The sequence below is a fragment of the Pseudomonas sp. NPDC087336 genome, from assembly GCF_044744285.1.
Lineage (GTDB): Bacteria > Pseudomonadota > Gammaproteobacteria > Pseudomonadales > Pseudomonadaceae > Aquipseudomonas.
The window spans coordinates 199,631-216,238 of sequence record NZ_JBIUYA010000002.1 but is presented as its reverse complement, the minus strand read 5'-3'; the positions used below and the strand labels follow the sequence as shown (position 1 = coordinate 216,238).

The 16,608-nt window shown below is 62.2% G+C and carries 13 protein-coding genes and 1 pseudogene; 9 read left to right on the top strand and 5 right to left on the bottom strand.

Features of this window, described 5'->3' with window-relative positions:
* Window positions 1-537 precede the first annotated feature (537 nt).
* Both ACIO0C_RS03480 and nudC read left to right on the top strand, forming a co-directional pair.
* Window positions 538-1,350 carry a crotonase/enoyl-CoA hydratase family protein gene (locus ACIO0C_RS03480; protein ID WP_401307834.1) on the top strand — a complete coding sequence of 271 codons (813 nt, stop codon included), beginning with the start codon at window positions 538-540 and terminating at the stop codon, window positions 1,348-1,350.
* Between the two features lie 7 nt (window positions 1,351-1,357).
* Window positions 1,358-2,188, top strand: a complete 831-nt coding sequence (nudC, locus tag ACIO0C_RS03475) for an NAD(+) diphosphatase (protein WP_401307831.1) — start codon at window positions 1,358-1,360, stop codon at window positions 2,186-2,188.
* On the opposite strand, the gene ACIO0C_RS03470 is transcribed toward nudC, so the two are convergent.
* From ACIO0C_RS03470 to ACIO0C_RS03460, 3 genes are all read right to left on the bottom strand, one after another.
* Window positions 2,156-2,935, bottom strand: a complete 780-nt coding sequence (locus ACIO0C_RS03470; protein ID WP_008056701.1) for a TSUP family transporter — start codon at window positions 2,933-2,935, stop codon at window positions 2,156-2,158. The genes nudC and ACIO0C_RS03470 overlap by 33 nt on opposite strands.
* 339 nt (window positions 2,936-3,274) lie before the next feature.
* Window positions 3,275-3,751 carry a DUF1348 family protein gene (locus ACIO0C_RS03465; protein ID WP_401307828.1) on the bottom strand — a complete coding sequence of 159 codons (477 nt, stop codon included), beginning with the start codon at window positions 3,749-3,751 and terminating at the stop codon, window positions 3,275-3,277.
* A gap of 56 nt (window positions 3,752-3,807) precedes the next feature.
* Entirely contained in the window at window positions 3,808-4,371 is a 564-nt protein-coding gene (locus ACIO0C_RS03460) for a TetR/AcrR family transcriptional regulator (protein WP_401307825.1), read from the bottom strand.
* 183 nt (window positions 4,372-4,554) lie between these two features.
* Between ACIO0C_RS03460 and pssA the strand changes: the two genes are divergently transcribed.
* Window positions 4,555-5,898 (top strand): CDP-diacylglycerol--serine O-phosphatidyltransferase, encoded by a 1,344-nt coding sequence (gene pssA / locus ACIO0C_RS03455; RefSeq protein WP_401307822.1) that lies wholly within the window; start codon window positions 4,555-4,557, stop codon window positions 5,896-5,898.
* A gap of 102 nt (window positions 5,899-6,000) precedes the next feature.
* Here pssA and ACIO0C_RS03450 read toward each other — a convergent pair.
* Together ACIO0C_RS03450 and ACIO0C_RS03445 are read right to left on the bottom strand one after the other, a co-directional pair.
* A pseudogene (locus tag ACIO0C_RS03450) lies at window positions 6,001-6,093 on the bottom strand (EfeM/EfeO family lipoprotein); the annotation flags it as partial.
* Window positions 6,094-6,264: 171 nt separating this feature from the next.
* A complete protein-coding gene (locus ACIO0C_RS03445) occupies window positions 6,265-7,419 on the bottom strand; it encodes a MalY/PatB family protein (protein WP_401307819.1) in 1,155 nt (384 codons plus the stop codon).
* A 220-nt stretch (window positions 7,420-7,639) separates the two neighbouring features.
* Between ACIO0C_RS03445 and fdnG the strand changes: the two genes are divergently transcribed.
* Genes fdnG through selB form a run of 6 tightly spaced genes read left to right on the top strand, consistent with a single transcriptional unit; the run spans window position 7,640 to window position 16,595 of the window.
* Window positions 7,640-10,705, top strand: coding sequence for a formate dehydrogenase-N subunit alpha (gene fdnG / locus ACIO0C_RS03440; RefSeq protein ID WP_401307816.1), 3,066 nt, complete (start codon window positions 7,640-7,642; stop codon window positions 10,703-10,705).
* Window positions 10,706-11,641: a formate dehydrogenase subunit beta gene (gene fdxH / locus ACIO0C_RS03435; protein ID WP_401307813.1), complete on the top strand. Its 936-nt coding sequence runs from the start codon at window positions 10,706-10,708 to the stop codon at window positions 11,639-11,641.
* On the top strand, window positions 11,638-12,291 hold the full coding sequence (locus tag ACIO0C_RS03430; protein ID WP_401307810.1) for a formate dehydrogenase subunit gamma: 654 nt from the start codon (window positions 11,638-11,640) through the stop codon (window positions 12,289-12,291). The genes fdxH and ACIO0C_RS03430 overlap by 4 nt, the downstream gene beginning before the upstream one ends.
* A 4-nt stretch (window positions 12,292-12,295) precedes the next feature.
* Window positions 12,296-13,222 carry a formate dehydrogenase accessory protein FdhE gene (gene fdhE / locus ACIO0C_RS03425; protein ID WP_401307807.1) on the top strand — a complete coding sequence of 309 codons (927 nt, stop codon included), beginning with the start codon at window positions 12,296-12,298 and terminating at the stop codon, window positions 13,220-13,222.
* Window positions 13,223-13,267: 45 nt separating this feature from the next.
* Window positions 13,268-14,686 (top strand): L-seryl-tRNA(Sec) selenium transferase, encoded by a 1,419-nt coding sequence (gene selA / locus ACIO0C_RS03420; RefSeq protein ID WP_401307804.1) that lies wholly within the window; start codon window positions 13,268-13,270, stop codon window positions 14,684-14,686.
* 1 nt (window position 14,687) lies between these two features.
* The gene (gene selB / locus ACIO0C_RS03415; protein ID WP_401307801.1) at window positions 14,688-16,595 is read left to right on the top strand and encodes a selenocysteine-specific translation elongation factor; all 1,908 of its coding nucleotides are present in this window, start codon (window positions 14,688-14,690) and stop codon (window positions 16,593-16,595) included.
* Window positions 16,596-16,608 lie beyond the last annotated feature (13 nt).

Genomic DNA, 16,608 nt, shown 5'->3' with positions numbered 1-16,608 from the left:
ATCTAATTCTCAGGTCTGGCAAATGGTGTTATCTGGCCAAGGGTGTGGTAGCACACAAAAGCGCTACGCGTCGGCGAGCAAGCGCTCCCCAAATGCGCTGAAGCAGAATGGGTGAATTAGCCATTGCAAGGATTGCACCAGTCGCAACGCACCTTCTTTTCACTCGACCGGTCCGGTGGGGCAAAAGTTTCGACTTTTTTTCCACTTTCTGACCGACCGGTCTCCCCCGCGAAAATCAGTCTAGGCCAGAACTTAGAGCGGTAAAGGCCTGATGGCAAAATTGTTCGACAATCGGTTCATTTAGGTACGAACGTGCCGGATACCGGTGCGAACGCACCGACGAAGTGCAGGTTTTTTCGCAAATTGGCTGCACCAGGTCACGTGGCAGTCACACAAATGTGCGTAGTGCCACGGCCCCTGCGCACTGTTGTGGTGCGCCCAGAGGTCCCGCTTTTGGCTGAACCACTGCCTTACCGCCTGGCAGGCTGCCTTGTTATAGTTCGGGCTTAATTTTTTGCCCGGTAAAGGATCACTAGCATGTCTCAGTACACAGCGTTCAGCGTCGAACTGGTGGATAAGATTGCCCATGTGCAGATCAACCGCCCGGAAAAAATCAACTCGATGAACGCTGCCTTCTGGACCGAGATCATCGAGATCTTCCAGTGGATCGACGACACCGATGAAGTCCGGGTGGTGGTACTCAGTGGCGCCGGAAAGCATTTCTCTTCCGGCATCGACCTGATGATGCTGGCCGGCGTGGCCAATGAAATGGGCAAGGACGTCGGGCGCAATGCGCGCTTGCTGCGCCGCAAGATCCTTGACCTGCAGGCTTCCTTCAATGCGGTCGACAACTGCCGCAAGCCGGTGCTCGCGGCCATCCAGGGCTATTGCCTGGGCGGCGCCATCGACCTGATCGCCGCCTGTGACATGCGCTACGCCGCCGAAGACGCGCAATTCTCGATCAAGGAAATCGATATCGGCATGGCCGCCGACGTTGGCACGCTGCAACGCTTGCCGCGGATCGTCGGGGACGGCATGCTGCGCGAACTGGCTTACACTGGTCGCACTTTCGGCGCCGAAGAAGCACGGGGCATGGGCCTGGTCAATCGCGTCTACAGCGACACCGCCAGCCTGCTCGACGGCGTCATGGGCATCGCCCGCGAGATTGCGAGCAAGTCGCCGATCGCCATTACCGGCACCAAGGAGATGATCAGCTACATGCGCGATCATCGCATCGACGACGGCCTGGAATACGTCGCCACCTGGAACGCCGCCATGCTGCAATCGACCGATCTGCGCGTGGCCATGGCCGCCCATATGAGCAAACAGAAACCCGAATTTCTGGATTGATTGAAAAATGACTCCACGCTGGACCACGGCAGTACTGGACACCGACCAGCCTGGCGGCTGGGCGGTAGCGCGCAGCCCCGAAGGCTTCCTGTTCGATGACAACGGCGCATTGTTTCCGCGCGAATGGCTCAAGCGCCAGGATCTGGCGGTACTCGCCGAACACGGCATCGGCCATCTGGATGGCGAACCTGTCTACCTGCTGGAGTTGCGCGCCCACAGCGATGTGCCGGGCTGCAACTGGAAAGGCTTGCGCGCGTTCATGCTCGAGGGCGATCACACAGTGTTCAAGGTCCTGGGGTACGCCGCGCAGATCGGTACCTGGGCCCGCGAGCACCGTTTTTGCGGCAACTGCGGCCAGGCCATGACCCAGGTGCCGCGCGAGCGCGCGATGTACTGCCAGCCCTGTGATTTGCGCAGCTATCCGCGGATTTCCCCAAGCATGATCGTGCTGGTGACCCGTGGCGATGAAGTGCTGCTGGCTCGCTCGCCACGCTTTGTCGCCGGGGTCTACAGCACGTTGGCCGGGTTTGCCGAACCTGGCGAATCGGCGGAGGATTGCCTGATTCGCGAGGTGCGTGAAGAAGTGCAGATCGAAGTAAAGAACATCCAGTACCTGGGCAGCCAGTGCTGGCCGTTCCCGCACTCGATGATGCTCGGTTTCCATGCCGAATACGCCGGTGGCGAGATCGTCTGCCAGGAGGACGAGATCGAAGATGCCCAGTGGTTCAACGTGAACAATCTGCCGCCGTTGCCGGCCTCACGTTCGATCGCCCGTTACCTGATCGACGTCTATGTGGCGCGGCGCTTAGGCCACGCTGAACCAGTGTTGCCAGGCTAAGCGCACGGTCAGGCCCAGCACCACGGTGATGAACACCGGCCGAATGAACTTCGCGCCGCCGCTGATGGCGGTGCGAGCACCGAAGAAGGCCCCGACCATCACCGACAGGCCCATGCTCAGGCCGATGATCCAGTCCACTTGCCCGGAAAACACGAACACCGACAGCGCCGCAATGTTGCTGACGAAGTTCATGCTGCGGGCTACGCCGCTGGCCTTCACCAGGTCGATCGGGTACATCAGCAGGCTGCTGACGGTCCAGAACGCCCCAGTGCCGGGACCGGCCACGCCATCGTAGAAACCCAGGCTGAAGCCCTGGGTCGATTGCCACTTTTTCCTGATCGGTGCGTCGCTGTCCAGCGGCGCTTTCGGCGTGCCACCGAACAACAGATAGAGGCCACAGGCGAACACGATCACCGGCAGCATCTTGTTCAACCATTCGGCCGGCAGGTAGTGGGCGACGACCGCACCAGTCAACGCGCCTACCAGGGTGCCGACGATGGCGTGTGTCCACTGCCTGGGGTGGAACAACTTGCGACGGTAAAACGTGAAGCTGGCCGTGGCCGAGCCAAAGGTTGAACTGAGTTTGTTGGTGCCCAGCACCAGGTGCGGCGGCAGGCCGGCGGTCAGCAAGGCCGGGGTAGTCAACAGGCCGCCGCCACCGGCGATAGCGTCGATGAAACCGGCAATGAAAGCGACAAAGGCCAGGATGGCCAGGGTGGTGAGGTCAACGCTGAGTTCGAAAGGCATGGAATCGGCTTAATCGGCGGGGGGCAGCAAAGGGCTGCGGGGAAGGGCCGGTATCTTACCCATATCCAGCTCTTGCTGCGACCGCGCTGATCGTTCCCACGCTCTGCGTGGGAATGCCGCCATGGACGCTCTGCGCACGCTGTTAACGCTGGGACGCGGAGCGTCCCGGGATGCATTCCTTTGCTGCGCGTAGGAACGATCAACGGGGGGGCGGGTTCAGATTTTGCGCTCGGGCCCCCGCCACTGTAGGAGCCGGCTTGCCGGCGAAGGCGTCCCTGAGCATAGCGCTAGACTCTGGGGCGCTTTCGCTGGCAAGCCAGCTCCTACAGGATCCGGTGGTTACAGGCCCAGGTCCGACAGGCTCGGATGATCGTCAGGACGACGACCCAGCGGCCAGTGGAACTTGCGCTCGCTTTCCTTGATCGGCATGTCGTTGATGCAGGCGAAGCGCCGCGCCATCAGGCCGTCTTCGCTGAACTCCCAGTTTTCATTGCCATAGGAGCGAAACCAGTTGCCCGAATCGTCGCGCCATTCATAGGCATAACGCACGGCGATGCGGTTATCGGTAAACGCCCAGAGCTCCTTGATCAGGCGATATTCCAGTTCCTTGGCCCATTTGCGTGTCAGGAAACCCTTGGCTTCTTCACGGTTGTAGGCGAACTCGGCGCGGTTGCGCCATTTCGTGTCCAAAGTGTAGGCCAGCGAAACACGTTCCGGATCCCGGGAATTCCAGCCATCTTCGGCCAGGCGAACTTTTTCAATAGCTGATTCACGGGTGAATGGTGGCAATGGCGGACGAACTTCGGCGTTAGACATTTCATGTCTCCCTATTAAATTAAAGTTCAAGCAAGTTGTCGGCCTTGATCAAGTTATTACAGGCCCAATAACTTCCGCGCCATGCATTGCGCATTATCGGCTGCACTGTGGTCACCCATGACAAGTGCGACGGTGATGGCCCCGTCGATCAGGATCAGCAGCTGCTTGGCCAACATCTGCGGATCTTCGGCGCCATATTCGGTACACAGCTCGCACACGTAGTCGAGCAACCTCTGTTTGTGGTCCCTGGCGACCAGGCGCACAGGGTCTTGCGGATCGCCGGTTTCACCGCTGGTGTTGATGAACGCGCAGCCGCGAAAGCCTTCGCTGGCGAACCAGGTCGTGAGCACGGTAAACAGGTTGAGCAGGCGCTCGGCAGGCGTTTGTGCCTGTCCGACTTCACTTCTGTACCAGTGCATCCAGCGTTCGTCCCGGCGTTGCAGGGCGGCGACGGTCAGCTCCTCCTTGTTGGCGAAGTAGCGGTAGATACTTTTTCTGGAGACGCCGGCGGTTTTCACCAGGAGATCCATGCCCGTGGCGGCAATGCCACTTTTGTAGATCAACTTTTCGGTGACATCCAGAATGATGTCGCGTGTGTCGTTGCTGGTTATCTTGTTCATGTGGCTACAGTAGAACGATCGTTCTCCTTGGTCAAATATTATTTTGCAACATTGGTGAAATCGCCTCGGCCTCTGTAGGAGCGAGGCCTGCCCGCGAAGGCGATCTCACTGACGCGAACAAGACCCAAACCCATCGATGGTGTAAGCTCTCAAACTCTTCGGATTCGACCCATTGCGAGCCCTATGCCGTCGCTTTTCAAACGCCCCCTGCTGCCTAAACTGCGCAGTTTTCCGCTGACCGCCGACGCCGTCACTATCCTCTCTGGCGCCGCCGAGTTCCGTCGTTGCCTGCTGGAGAAAATCGCCAGCGCCACCCAGCGCATCTATATCGTTGCGCTGTACCTGCAACAAGACGAGGCTGGCCAGGAAATTCTCGACGCCTTGCACGCGGCCAAGCTGGCGCGTCCGGAACTGGACGTGGCGGTGGTCGTCGACTGGCTGCGCGCCCAGCGCGGGCTGATCGGTGCCGGCAAGCAGCCGGGCAACTCGGCCTGGTATCAGGAAATGACCCGCACCCATGAAAGCGTCGTGCCGGTGTATGGCGTGCCTGTGCAGACCCGCGAGCTGTTTGGCGTGTTGCACTTGAAGGGGTTCGTCATCGATGACTGCGTGATCTACAGCGGTGCGAGCCTGAACAACGTCTACCTGCACCAGTTCGACAAGTACCGGTACGACCGTTACCACCTGCTGCACAACCGCGCCCTGGCCGACTCGATGCATCATCTGGTGCAGCACGGCCTGATGGCTTCCAAGGCGGTGCATCGCCTGGACCTGCCGAACCTGCCGACCACCCGCAGCCTGCGCAACGACATCGGCGACCTGCGCAGCCGTCTCAAGCACGCGGCCTACGACACCACCCAAGGCAGCACGGATAAAAGCGGCCTGTCGGTCAGCCCGTTACTGGGCGTAGGCAAGAACAACCCATTGAGCCGGGTGATCGGCGAACTGATCGGCAGCGCCCGGCAGCAACTGACCATCTGTACGCCGTACTTCAACCTGCCCTTGGCCGTGACCCGGGAAATCAACCGGGCGCTGGCCAGGGGGGTGAAGATCGACATCGTGGTCGGTGACAAGACCGCCAACGATTTCTACATTCCACCGAACGAACCGTTCAAGGTGATCTCGGCACTGCCGTATCTCTACGAGATCAGCCTGCGTCGCTTTGCCAAGCGGCATCAGCGCAACATCGACAGTGGCCAGTTGAACCTGCACCTGTGGAAAGACGGCGACAACACCTATCACCTCAAGGGCATGTGGGTCGATCAGCGCTACACCTTGCTGACCGGCAACAACCTCAATCCGCGAGCGTTTCGACTCGACCTGGAAAACGCCTTGCTGATCGATGATCCGCACAACGAACTGCTGGAACCGCGGCGCACCGAGCTTGCGCAGATCTTCCAGCACACCCGGCGCATCGAGCGTTACCAGGACCTGCAAACCCTGCCGGATTACCCGGCGGGGGTGGCGAAGTTTCTCAAGCGGGTAAGCCGGGTGCGCATCGAGCGGTTGCTCTACCGCATTCTGTAAGGCCAGAAAAGCTTCGCTGGCAAGCCAGCTCCTACAGAGGAATGCGATCAACCTGTAGGAGCTGGCTTGCCAGCGAAGACGTCCGTCCAGACACTACAACACTCAGTTCAACCCAAGCTTGCCCCGCATTGTCGACAAATCTTCAGCCAGCGTGTTCACCGGCCCGACCAACGCCTTGCGATCGCTTTTGGCGATAATGCCAACGATCAACGCGGCTTCAATGCATCTTGAAGATGTGTCGCCTCCGGGCTTTTGGATGCCTTGGCTGAGTAGGAGCCAGCGGTGCGGCGACCCAGACGCAGCGGTGTATCTGCTGCACCGCGTTATCGTTCTTCGCCGGTAAGCCTGGCTCCTACAGGGGAGGGGTCAGCCGTTACGATGACGCAAACTGCGCTCCATCCGCGCAATCCCTTCCTCCAGCAACGACCGCGGGCAGCCGAAGTTCAGGCGCACGAACTGTTGGCAGTCATCGCCGAAATCCAGGCCTGGGCTCAAGCCGACTTTGGCCTGTTCGAGGAAGAACTGCTGCGGGTTATCCAGCCCCAGCGCCGTGCAATCGAGCCAGGCCAGGTAGGTGCTTTGCGGCACATTCATCGTGATGCCCGGCAAACGGCTGCGCACCGCGTCGACCAGGTAATCGCGGTTGCCTTGCAGGTAGTCCTTCAGCGCGGCCAGCCAGGGGGCGGCTTCGCTGTAGGCGATGCGGGTGGCTTCCATGCCCAGCGGATTGACGCTGTCGACCATGCCGCAACGGGCATGGTTGACCTTCTCGCGCAGGTGGCGGTCCTGGATGATCATGAACGAGGTTTTCAGGCCGGCGATGTTATAGGCCTTGCTGGCAGACATCAGCGTGATGGTGCGCTGGGCGATTTTCGGGCTCAGGGACGCCATCGGCAGGTGCTGGCGGCCGTCGAAGCACAGTTCGGCGTGGATCTCGTCGGAAATGATCCAGGCCTCGTTGGCCAGGCAGATGTCGGCGATGGCCTGCAGTTCATCCCGACCGAAGGCTTTGCCCAACGGGTTGTGCGGGTTGCTCAGCAGCAATGCGCCGCCCCCTTGCAGGGACGCGTTCAGGGTCGCCAGTGGCGTGGTGTAAGTCCCGTCAGGCTGCGGGTCGAAATTCAGCTCGACCTTGTTCAGGCCCCAGTGACCCGGCGCGTGACGCAGGGGCGGATAGTTGGGGACCTGCACGACCACATTCTGCGCCGGCTGTACCAGCGCCTTGAGCGCCATGTTGAAGCCGGACTCGACGCCCGGCAGGAAGATCAGCTCTTGCGGCTCTACGCGCCAGGCGTACTTGTTCCACAAATCAGCAATGATGGCTTCGCGCAAGTCGTCCTTGGCCACGCTGTAGCCGAGCAACGGGTGTTCCAGGCGCTTTTGCAGGGCCTGGATGATCATCGGTGGCGCGGCGAAATCCATGTCGGCGACCCACATTGGCAGCACGTCGGCCGGGTAACGGCTCCACTTGGTGCTGCCAGTGCCGTGGCGGTCGAACACCTGATCAAAATCGAAAGTCATGCGCAGTCTCGTAAACGCTGGGTTGGAATGGCAACCATGATAATCGCCAAGCCCCTGTGGGCGCGAGCAAGGATGTCGATGGTTGCCCGACGGTCGGTTTTCACACAAAGTGCCCACCGGTTGTCTAGAGTTTGAGGTGTCGGTAGCGAGACTGCCGCAACCGTGATTGTTCAGAAAAGTCCGGCAACGCACCGGATTTCCACCCGATAAGGAGTGCACGATGGACCTCAGCCGTCGTCAGTTCTTCAAGGTCGCCGGTATCGGCCTTGCAGGCTCGAGCCTGGGCGCGTTGGGCATGGCCCCGACGGCCGCTTTCGCCGAGCAGGTGCGCCATTTCAAGCTCGCCCACACCCATGAAACCCGTAACACCTGCCCGTATTGCTCGGTCGGTTGTGGGTTGATCATGTACAGCCAGGGCGATGCGGCCAAGAATGTCGCGCAAAATATCATCCACATCGAAGGTGACGCCGACCATCCGGTCAACCGCGGCACCCTGTGCCCCAAAGGCGCCGGCCTGTTGGACTTCATTCACAGCCCCGGCCGCCTGCACTACCCGCAGATGCGCAAGCCCGGCAGCAGTGAATGGACGCGAGTCTCCTGGGATGAAGCGCTCGATCGCATCGCCGACCTGATGAAGGCCGACCGCGACGCCAACTTCATCGAAAAGAACGACCAGGGCCAGACGGTCAACCGTTGGCTGACCACCGGTTTCCTCGCCGCATCGGCGTCGTCCAATGAAGCAGGCTACATCACCCACAAGGTGGTTCGCAGCCTCGGCATGCTGGGGTTCGATAACCAGGCGCGTGTCTGACACGGCCCGACGGTGGCAAGTCTTGCCCCGACGTACGGCCGTGGTGCCATGACCAATCACTGGACTGATATCGCCAACGCGAATCTGGTTCTGGTCATGGGCGGCAACGCAGCGGAAGCGCACCCATGCGGTTTCAAATGGGTGACAGAAGCCAAGGCGCACAACAAGGCGCGGTTGATCGTGGTTGATCCGCGGTTCACCCGGACCGCCTCGGTGGCCGATTATTACGCGCCGATTCGCACCGGTACCGACATCGCCTTCATGGGCGGGCTGATCAATTACCTGCTGACCGAGGACAAGATCCAGCACGAATATGTGCGCAACTACACCGACGTGTCGTTCCTGGTCAAAGCCGGCTATAGCTTCGAGGACGGAATTTTCAGCGGCTATGATGCGGCCAAGCGGGTGTACACCGACAAGTCCGGCTGGGGCTACGATCTGGGTGAAGACGGCTTCGTCAAAACCGACCCGACCCTGCAGGATCCGCGCTGCGTCTATCAACTGATGAAGCAGCATTACAGCCGCTACAACATCGAACTGGCGAGCCAGATCTGCGGCATGCCGGTCGATGCCATGCAGAAAATCTGGGAGGAAATCGCCACTTGCTCGCAACCGGGCAAGACCATGACCATCCTTTATGCCTTGGGTTGGACCCAGCACTCGATTGGCGCGCAGATCATCCGCAGCGCGGCCATGGTGCAACTGTTGTTGGGCAACGTCGGCATGCCGGGCGGGGGCGTGAATGCCTTGCGCGGGCACTCCAATATCCAGGGGCTGACCGACCTGGGTCTGCTGTCCAATTCGCTGCCGGGCTATCTCACGCTGCCCGGCGACGGCGAGCAGGACTACAACGCCTACATCCTCAAGCGCACGCAGAAACCGTTGCGACCGGGGCAACTGTCCTACTGGCAGAACTACAGCAAATTCCACGTCAGCCTGATGAAAGCCTGGTACGGCGCCAATGCCACGCTGGAAAACAACTGGGCCTTCGACTATCTGCCGAAACTGGACATTCCCAACTACGACATCCTCAAGGTGTTCGACCTGATGGGCCAGGGCAAGGTCAACGGTTATATGTGCCAGGGCTTCAACCCCATTGCCGCGTTGCCGGACAAAAACCGCGTGATGGCCGCGCTGGCCAAGCTGAAATGGCTGGTGGTGATGGACCCGTTGGCCACCGAAACCTCGGAGTTCTGGCAAAAGGTCGGGCCCTATAACGACGTGGACAGCGCCGCCATCCAGACCGAAGTGATTCGCCTGCCCACCACCTGTTTCGCCGAGGAAGACGGCTCGCTGGTCAACAGCAGTCGCTGGTTGCAATGGCACTGGAAGGGGGCCGACGGCCCTGGGGAGGCGTACACCGACATACGCATCATGAGCGAGCTGTTCCTGCGTCTGCGTCAGCGCTACCAGGCCGAGGGCGGTGCCTATCCCGACCCGCTGCTCAAACTTTCCTGGCCGTACAAGGTCCCTGACGAACCGTCACCGGAAGAACTGGCCAAGGAGATCAACGGCTACGCCATCACCGACTTCACCGATGCCACGGGCGCGCTTATCAAGGGCAATGCGCAACTGGCCGGTTTTGGCCAGCTCAAGGACGACGGCGGTACGGCGTCCGGTTGCTGGATTTTCTGTGGCAGCTGGACCGAAACGGGCAACCAGATGGCCCGGCGCGACAACAACGACCCGTATGGCATGCACCAGCACCAGGGCTGGGCCTGGGCCTGGCCGGCAAACCGGCGGATTCTCTACAACCGCGCCTCGGCCGACCCGCAGGGCAAGCCCTGGGACGATAAAAAGCGCCTGGTGTGGTGGAACGGCAAAGCCTGGGCCGGCACCGACGTGCCGGACTACAAGGCTGACGTGGCGCCGGAGGCGGGGATGAATCCGTTCATCATGAACCCCGAAGGCGTGGCACGGTTCTTCGCCGTCGACAAGATGAACGAAGGGCCATTCCCCGAGCACTACGAGCCGTTCGAGACGCCGATCGGCATCAACCCGCTGCACCCGCAGAACAAGAAAGCCACCAGCAACCCGGCGGCGCGGATCTTCGATTCGGTATGGGACACCCTCGGTGTGGCCAAGGATTACCCCTACGCCGCCACCAGCTACCGGCTGACCGAGCATTTTCACTTCTGGAGCAAGCACTGCAAGCTCAACGCGATTTCCCAGCCCGAACAGTTCGTCGAAATCGGCGAAGTGCTGGCCGGGGAAATAGGCATCGTCGCCGGCGACCGGGTGCGGGTCAGCAGCAAGCGTGGCTTCATCGAGGCGGTGGCCGTGGTGACCAAGCGCATTCGTCCGTTGCAGGTCAACAACCAGATCGTGCACCAGATCGGTATCCCGTTGCACTGGGGGTTCACCGGGCTCACGCGCCACGGCTACCTGACCAACACCCTGGTGCCGTTCCTCGGCGATGGCAACACCCAGACCCCGGAATCCAAGTCATTCCTGGTCAATGTGGAGAAAGTCTAAATGGCCAGCCAAGACATCATTGCCCGCTCGGCCACCACCACCGTGCCGTCATCGGTACGCAACCAGGAGGAAGTCGCCAAGCTGATCGACACCACCAAGTGCATTGGCTGCAAGGCCTGCCAGGTCGCCTGCTCGGAATGGAACGAGCTGCGTGACGACGTGGGCCACAACCTCGGCACCTACGACAACCCGCAGGACCTGAGCGCAGAAACCTGGACCCTGATGCGGTTCACCGAGCATGAGACCGATGCTGGCAACCTTGAGTGGCTGATCCGCAAGGACGGCTGCATGCACTGCGCCGAACCCGGTTGCCTGGCGGCGTGCCCCAGTCCCGGGGCGATCATCAAGCAAGCCAATGGCATCGTCGACTTCAATCAGGATCACTGCATCGGCTGTGGTTACTGCATCACCGGTTGCCCGTTCAACATTCCGCGCATCTCGCAAAAGGACCACAAGGCCTACAAATGCACCCTGTGCTCGGATCGGGTGGCGGTGGGGCTGGAACCGGCCTGCGTGAAAACCTGCCCGACCGGCGCGATCGTGTTCGGCTCCAAGCAGGACATGAAGGAGCACGCCGCCGAACGCATCGTCGACCTCAAGAGCCGTGGCTTCGACAACGCCGGCCTGTACGACCCAGCGGGTGTCGGCGGCACGCACGTGATGTATGTATTGCACCATGCCGACACGCCGAGGCTGTACGCCGGCCTGCCGAGCGATCCGGTGATCAGCCCGTTGGTGAGCCTGTGGAAAGGCGTCAGCAAACCCTTGGCGCTGCTGGCCATGGGCGCGGCGGTACTGGCCGGGTTCTTCCATTACGTGCGCGTCGGGCCGCAAGTGGTCGAGGAAGATGAACTGCCGCCATCGATCGATCCCACGGTCCATGAAGTTGATCCTTCGGTGCACGTCTATGATCCGAAGCGGGAGGACAGGCCATGATCCGTAAGCAGATCCTGCGCTACACCAGCAACCAGCGCACCAACCACTGGCTGGTGGCGATTCTGTTCCTGATGGCGGGGTTGTCGGGCCTGGCGTTGTTCCACCCGGCGCTGTTCTGGTTGAGCAACCTGTTCGGTGGCGGGCCCTGGACGCGCATCCTGCACCCGTTCATGGGCGTGCTGATGTTCGTGTTTTTCTTTGGCCTGGTCCTGAGTTTCTGGCGCGCCAATATCTTTATCGCCAATGATCGACTGTGGCTGCGGCGCATCGACCGGGTGATGAAAAATGAGGAAGAGGGCGTGCCTGCCATCGGCAAGTACAATCCCGGGCAGAAGTTGCTGTTCTGGACTTTACTGCTGTGCATGCTGGTGCTGCTGTTCAGCGGGCTGGTGATCTGGCGCGCTTACTTCAGCGCCTATTTCGGCATCACCAGCATTCGCTGGGCGATGCTGCTGCACGCGTTGGCCGGTTTCGTGCTGATCCTGAGCATCATCGTGCACATCTACGCGGGCGTCTGGATCAAGGGTTCGGTCAACGCCATGCTGCATGGCTGGGTCAGCCGCGCCTGGGCGAAGAAACACCACGGGCTCTGGTACCGCGAGGTGACCCGGGATGAGCGTATCGATCCGCCGCTGAACAAAAAAGGATAAGCACTTGGCCACGATCCTGGAGCCGGGACAGATCGAAACGGCGGCGACATCGCCGCCGTTTCTGCACCTGCCACCGCCTGACCTGTTTGCCTTGCGTGCGCTGCGCCTGGAGCGCCTTGCCGATGGCCATCCGTTGGCCGATTACCTGCGCCTGGTGGCGGGGTTGTGCAACGTGCAGCAACGCCTGATGGACGATCGACAAAACGCGGCCGTGCCGGACCCGCAACGCGTCCAACTGTGCCTGGATCATGGCCTGCCACCGTTCGCAGCCGAGAGCCTGGTGCGCGAGGACGCGTGGCTGGCGTATCTGCAAGCGCTGCTGCAGCAGTATCAGCCACCGGCACAACGGGAGGTGGAAAACGCCGTGGCAACCTTGCGTAATGCCAGCGTCGGGCAGCTTAAGGCGTGGGCGTTAGCCTTGGTCAGCGGGCAGTTCGCCTTGTTGCCGGCGGCGCTGGTGCCATTTCTGGGGGCGGCCCTGCAAGTCGCCTGGAGCCATTGGCTGCTGAACACCCCGAACCTCGCCTTGAAACCCGGCAACAGCCTCAACCAGTGCCCGGCGTGCGGTTCACCGGCCATGGCTGGGGTGATCCGCCATCGCGGCAAGTACAACGGCTTGCGTTATCTGGTGTGCTCGTTGTGTGCCTGTGAATGGCATGTGGTGCGGGTCAAGTGTGTGTATTGCGAGCAGAGCAAAGGCTTGCAATACGTCAGCCTCGACAGCGATCGCTTTGCTGCCGACAAGGCGCCGTTGCGAGCGGAAACCTGCCCCGGTTGTCACAGTTATCTCAAGCAGCTGTATCTGGAATGCGACGCCGAGGGCGAAGCGTTGTCCGCCGACCTGAGCAGCCTGATGCTCGACATGCGCCTGGAACAGGAAGGCTTTCAACGGCCTGCGCCCAACCTGCTGCTGGCACCCGGGGGCGACTGAAGCGAACGTCTACACTCAGGCGATCAACGTTTGCCGGAGTGCCTGATGTCTGCCAGATCCACCAGCCAAACCTTGCGACTGCCTTCCATCGACAGCCTGTTGCGCCATCCGGCCTGCCAGCCGCTGGCCGAACGTTATGGGCGCGACGCCTTGCTCGCCAGCCTGCGCCAGTTGCTCGATGACTTGCGCCAACCGGTCCTGGCGGGGCAACTCGACGCGGTCGAACTCACCCCGCACGTGTTGGCGGGCAGGGCGGGCGAGCGTCTGGCCAGCCAGCATCGCAGCCACGTGCGCCGGGTGTTCAACCTCACCGGGACGGTCCTGCACACCAACCTGGGACGCGCCTTGTTGCCCCAGGAAGCCATCGACGCCGTGCAAATGGCTGCGCGCTATCCGTTGAACCTGGAATTTGATCTGCACAGCGGCAAGCGCGGCGACCGCGACGATCTGATCGAGGGCCTGATCCGCGAGCTGACCGGCGCCGAAGCGGTGACCGTGGTCAACAACAATGCCGCCGCGGTGTTGCTGACCCTCAACAGCCTGGGTTCGCGCAAGGAAGGCATTATCTCCCGGGGCGAGCTGATTGAAATCGGCGGCGCCTTTCGCATCCCCGACATCATGGCGCGCGCGGGGGTGAAGCTGGTCGAGGTCGGCACCACCAACCGTACCCATGCCCGCGACTACGAAGCCGCCATCGGCCCGCGCAGCGGCTTGATCATGCGTGTGCATGCGAGCAACTACAGCATCGAGGGTTTCACCACCCGGGTGCCGACCGTCGAACTGGCGCGCCTGGCCCATCAACAGGGTTTGCCGTTGCTCGAAGATCTCGGCAGCGGCAGCCTGCTCGACCTGACCCGCTGGGGCTTGCCGGCCGAACCGACGGTGCGCCAGGCCCTGCTCGATGGTGCGGACATCGTCACGTTCAGCGGCGACAAATTGCTCGGCGGTCCCCAGGCCGGCTTGATTGTCGGGCGCAAGGAACTGATTGCACGGATCAAGAAGAATCCGCTGAAACGGGCGCTGCGGGTCGACAAGCTGACCCTGGCCGCCCTCGAAGCGGTACTGGGTCTGTACCGCAACCCGGACCGGCTGGCCGAACGCCTGCCCAGCCTGCGCCTGCTCACCCGGGCGCAAGCCGACATCCTGGCGCAAGCCGAGCGCCTGCAACCGTCACTGGCCAAACGGCTGGGCGCGGGCTGGAGCGTCAGCGCGGTGCCAGCGCTGGGGATGATCGGCAGTGGCAGCCAGCCGGTGGCGCGCTTGCCGAGCGCCGCGTTATGCCTGCGGGCCAATACCTCCAAGCGTCAGCGCGGGCGCTGGCTGTTGAGTCTGGAACAGGCCCTTCGCGCCTTGCCCATACCGGTGCTGGGGCGTATCGATGACGATGCGTTGTGGCTCGACCTGCGGCAACTGGACGACGAACCGGCGTGGCTGGCGCAACTCGATCAATTGCAGGTGACTTGAGGTGATCGTCGGCACGGCGGGGCACATCGACCACGGCAAGACGGCACTGCTCGAGGCGCTGACCGGGCAGGCCGGTGATCGGCGACGCGAGGAGCGCGAACGCGGCATGACCATCGACCTGGGCTATCTTTACGCCGCACTGGAGCCCGGCGCGGCCCTGACCGGTTTCATCGATGTGCCGGGGCATGAGCGCTTCACCCACAACATGCTCGCCGGTGCACAGGGCATCGACCTGGTGCTGCTGGTGGTGGCCGCCGACGACGGCGTGATGCCGCAAACCCGGGAACACCTGGTCATCGTCCAGTTACTGGGCATTCCCCGCGCCATCGTGGCGATCACCAAGTGCGACCGGGTCGAGCCCTCCAGGGTGCAGGCTGTGCGCGAGCAGATTGCAGCGTTGCTGGCGCCCGGTCCTTATGCCGAGGCGCCGCTGATTGCGTTGTCGAGCGTGACCGGGGAGGGCGTGCAGACCTTGCGTCAAGCGTTGCTCAACGCCCAGTCCGAGGTACAGCAGCGCAGTCAGGACGGTGGTTTTCGCCTGGCCATCGATCGCGCGTTCAGTGTCGCCGGTGCGGGCATCGTGGTGACCGGCACGGCGCTGTCCGGCCAAGTCACGTTGGGCGACGCCCTGGTGCTGGGCCCCCTTGGCAAAACCGTGCGGGTTCGCGGCCTGCACGCGCAGAATCAGCCGGCCAACGTGGCGGTGGCCGGGCAGCGGGTCGCCTTGAACCTGAGTGCCGAGCGCCTGGCGTTGTCGCAGATCCACCGCGGCCAGTGGTTGTCGGCCCCGTGGCTGCACGCACCCACCCAGCGCCTGGACATCGACCTGCAGCTGTTACCCGGTGAACCGCGCGCCTTCGAGCACTTCGACCCGGTGCATGTGCACCTGGGGACACAGGACGTCACCGGGCGGGTGGCCTTGCTGGAGGGCTCCAGCCTGGCGCCGGGGCAACGGATGTTCGCGCAACTGCTGGTCAATGCACCGGTGCAGGCGGTGCTGGGCGACCGGTTGATCCTGCGGGACCAGAGCGCCCAGCGCACCCTCGGTGGCGGCAGGGTCCTGGACCCCTTCGCGCCGAGCCGCCACCGGCGCAGCCCCGAGCGATTGGCACAACTGACGGCATTGGCCGCGAGCACTCGCCTGGAAGACGTGCTGTCAGGATTGCTGGCCAACAGCGACAGCGGGCTCGATCCGCAACAGCTTGAACGCCAGTTCAACCGCCCGAGTGATACCTGGGTGCTGCCCGGCGACATACGCCTGATCGAAACCCGCCAGGCACCGGTCTTGTTCAGTGCTGGCCGTTGGCAGGCCTTGCAGGATGAGTTACAGCAACACCTGGCACGCTTCCATGCACAGGAACCGGACCACATGGGCCCGGACCGCGATCGCCTGCGCCGATTCGCCGGCAGCGCCCTGGATCGGCCGGTATTCATCAGCCTGCTCGAGCAGTTGCTGGCCACCGGACGTATCGCGGCCAGTGGGCCGTGGCTGCACCTGCCGGCGCATCAGGTGCGCCTGAGCGACGAGGAGCAAGCCTTGTGGCAACAGTTGCAGCCGCGGTTCGACGCCGCCGGGTTTGACCCGCCGTGGGTGCGCGAGCTGGGGCATGACGAAAGCACCGTGCGCGCTCTGCTGCGTAAAATGGCGCGGCTGGGACTGTTGCACCCAGTGGTCCGTGATCTGTTCTACACCGACACGATGATCCGTCGCCTGGCGGCTATGCTGTTGCAACTGGCCGCTGACAACCCGGTGATTGAGGTAGCGGCATTTCGCGACGCGGTGGGCCTGGGGCGCAAGCGCAGTATCCAGATCCTCGAGTACTTCGACCGCCTCGGCCTGACTCGCCGCGTTGGTGATCGACGCCAGATCCGCGCAGACAACGCCCTGGCACGCAGAACGCAGGATTGATCCAAGGTTCTTT

Bases quoted from the DNA above. Each gene is read 5' to 3' on its own strand.
- ACIO0C_RS03480 (WP_401307834.1), top strand. From the start codon at position 538: ATGTCTCAGTACACAGCGTTCAGCGTCGAACTGGTGGATAAGATTGCC.
- nudC (WP_401307831.1), top strand. From the start codon at position 1,358: ATGACTCCACGCTGGACCACGGCAGTACTGGACACCGACCAGCCTGGC.
- ACIO0C_RS03470 (WP_008056701.1), bottom strand. From the start codon at position 2,935: ATGCCTTTCGAACTCAGCGTTGACCTCACCACCCTGGCCATCCTGGCC.
- ACIO0C_RS03465 (WP_401307828.1), bottom strand. From the start codon at position 3,751: ATGTCTAACGCCGAAGTTCGTCCGCCATTGCCACCATTCACCCGTGAA.
- ACIO0C_RS03460 (WP_401307825.1), bottom strand. From the start codon at position 4,371: ATGAACAAGATAACCAGCAACGACACACGCGACATCATTCTGGATGTC.
- pssA (WP_401307822.1), top strand. From the start codon at position 4,555: ATGCCGTCGCTTTTCAAACGCCCCCTGCTGCCTAAACTGCGCAGTTTT.
- ACIO0C_RS03445 (WP_401307819.1), bottom strand. From the start codon at position 7,419: ATGACTTTCGATTTTGATCAGGTGTTCGACCGCCACGGCACTGGCAGC.
- fdxH (WP_401307813.1), top strand. From the start codon at position 10,706: ATGGCCAGCCAAGACATCATTGCCCGCTCGGCCACCACCACCGTGCCG.
- ACIO0C_RS03430 (WP_401307810.1), top strand. From the start codon at position 11,638: ATGATCCGTAAGCAGATCCTGCGCTACACCAGCAACCAGCGCACCAAC.
- selA (WP_401307804.1), top strand. From the start codon at position 13,268: ATGTCTGCCAGATCCACCAGCCAAACCTTGCGACTGCCTTCCATCGAC.